2 protein-coding genes and 2 tRNA genes are annotated in these 2299 nt (G+C 37.0%); 3 read left to right on the top strand and 1 reads right to left on the bottom strand.

Annotated elements, in window-relative coordinates; genetic code table 11:
- Positions 1-63: 63 nt before the first annotated feature.
- The 3 genes from BLR88_RS18640 to BLR88_RS18650 all read left to right on the top strand — a co-directional run bounded on the left by BLR88_RS18640 (position 64) and on the right by BLR88_RS18650 (position 881).
- Positions 64-138: transfer RNA gene (locus BLR88_RS18640), tRNA-Arg, on the top strand.
- 8 nt (positions 139-146) lie between these two features.
- A tRNA-Leu gene (locus BLR88_RS18645) sits at positions 147-232 on the top strand.
- 217 nt (positions 233-449) lie between these two features.
- Positions 450-881, top strand: a complete 432-nt coding sequence (locus tag BLR88_RS18650; RefSeq protein ID WP_057899781.1) for a Fur family transcriptional regulator — start codon at positions 450-452, stop codon at positions 879-881.
- 362 nt (positions 882-1243) lie between these two features.
- Here the strand turns inward: BLR88_RS18650 and BLR88_RS18655 are convergent, their stop codons facing one another.
- Entirely contained in the window at positions 1244-1597 is a 354-nt protein-coding gene (locus BLR88_RS18655) for a DUF2614 family zinc ribbon-containing protein (protein ID WP_057899780.1), read from the bottom strand.
- Positions 1598-2299 lie beyond the last annotated feature (702 nt).

The raw sequence follows: 2299 nt of genomic DNA on the forward strand, positions 1-2299 counted from the left end.
TCCTGTGCGTCATGTTTCTTCTGATTCAGTTTTCAAGGTGCAACCTTTAATGTTTAATATCTTGAGCCTATAGCTCAGGGGATAGAGCACTGGTCTCCGGAACCAGGCGCCCAGGTTCGAATCCTGGTAGGCTCGCCATTTTGTGTGCGGTCGTGGTGGAATTGGCAGACACGCTATCTTGAGGGGGTAGTGGTCCCTGACCGTGCGAGTTCGAGTCTCGCCGACCGCACCATCTATTTTCATTTGAACTTTGTTGAGATTGTTTCATAGCTTAAATATTGTTTTAAATATTTTAAGAAAAAGCTACGCTGAGCATAACTCAGCGTTTTTTATTTACTTTTTATCCCCTTGTCCCTTCTCAGTTGACAACTTGTTGTATTGAGACTTACACTATTTATAAATATTTTAAAAAGAAATTAATTTCTTCTTTAGAAAGAGGTGCATGACTCATGTCCGCAGAAGCGTTGCAAACAGCGTTGGCGAAATTAAGGGATGCTGGGGTGCGGATGACTCCTCAACGTCATGCGATTTTAAGTTATTTGTTAAAGACGATGTCTCATCCGACAGTTGATGAGATATATAAATCGCTGGAGGAGAAATTTCCTAATATGAGCGTGGCTACTATATATAACAATCTGCGTGTTTTTAAAGATGTTGGATTAGTGCGGGAATTGACATATGGGGATGCTTCCAGTCGTTACGATGCAAATATGAATGAACACTATCACGCAGTTTGTACAAACTGTGGAGCGGTAAAGGATTTTTATTATCCTTCGCTTGCTCAAGTTGAAAAAGAAGCTGCCAAAGCTACAGGTTTTGAAGTTTCTTCCCATCGCTTGGAAGTTTATGGATTGTGTGAAGATTGTCGCATTAAACAGTAACTATATAACTTCTTGAGGGTGTTTATATCTAGGATTTATGATGAGAATACGCCCCTTCTTCTTGCGCTCGTGTTGTCTTTCAGCGAATAAGTTTGGTGTGCTTACATCTTCGAACCAAGAGCGGTGCCCGCAAAACTGCTAGCTCATTCAAGATGGAGATTGCCTAAGTTCACTATTTTGTTTTTGGACGCTTCGATATTGAGTAAAAAGGGAAGGCATATTCCTCACTCTCTAAATAATAATTGTTGGATAGTCAACAACTCTGATAACGTCTTACTAAGCTTCTTTAAAGCGTAAAAATAAAAAATTCTTACAAATAGAAGCTTGCTACGCAGTTCATCCGAGCAAGCTTTTATTTGTAATTATGTTGTTTGGCGGTTACCTGGAGCATCGGCAGGGTCGAGAGATAACATTTGTTTGCAAAACATGCACTCATCTCGCATTCCAACAATTTTGGTCACCTTGCCGCATTTTGGGCAATATACTCGAGTAGCTTTTGTAGAAACTAATCCCAACCATATGTACATAACAGTACTCCCTATGATGCTGAGGAAGCCAAGGACTAGAAAAAACGCCATAATAATCGTATTATCAGCAAACCATGGGCCTAAAAACCCGACGAAAGCAGCATAACCAATGTACATAATAATAACACCAATAAAAACCATTCCAAGGGCAAGGGTTCTCAGCTTATTTAGTTTTCCCGAAAATAACATTTTTCGTCCCTCCTGTAGGCTTTCTTCGAAAATTATAACATAATTTCCAAAAAAAAAAGCCTCCTCAAATAGATGAGGAGGATAGTTAGTACCTCAGGAAGAGTAAAAGAAATGTACATAAATTATATTAAATTATCATTAACACTATGTCAATGGTGAAAGGTTAATTAAGAACTGATGTCGAAATAGAAAATATAAGATCGTTTTTTGTAATATTATCTAAGATTTATTTACTGTGCTGTTTATAGTAGTAAACAGAAAAAGAGACATTTGTTTGTATAACCAAGAAGTAGGCAACATTTATTCGTTATATAACTATCGTTTATTCTGCGATCAAATAAACCAAATGAAAGCTTCGTTATTACAAATTTCTTCATTAAAGTTGCGACATCGTTTGGATTACTGGTTAGATATAAGCTCATTGATTCATTGACGGTGTAAAAAATAAATATTGACTGATAACTAATCTTTATGATATATTTTTATTTGTCTCTGTTAAAAAAATGGGGCAAATATGGAGAGTTTGGAAAAAAGTTTTTTAAAAAAGGTATTGCAAAAAAACAATTGATTTGATAGAATGAAAAAGTCGCCGCTGAAACGCGGTGGCAATGAAAAAGAAGTTCCTTGAAAACTGAACAGTGACACTCGTTTGTGTGCGAGGTAAATATCCCATGAAAGTGAAGGTCAGCTTCAAAGTTGATT

It is taken from the genome of Aneurinibacillus thermoaerophilus (genome assembly GCF_900099925.1).
Classification (GTDB): domain Bacteria; phylum Bacillota; class Bacilli; order Aneurinibacillales; family Aneurinibacillaceae; genus Aneurinibacillus; species Aneurinibacillus thermoaerophilus.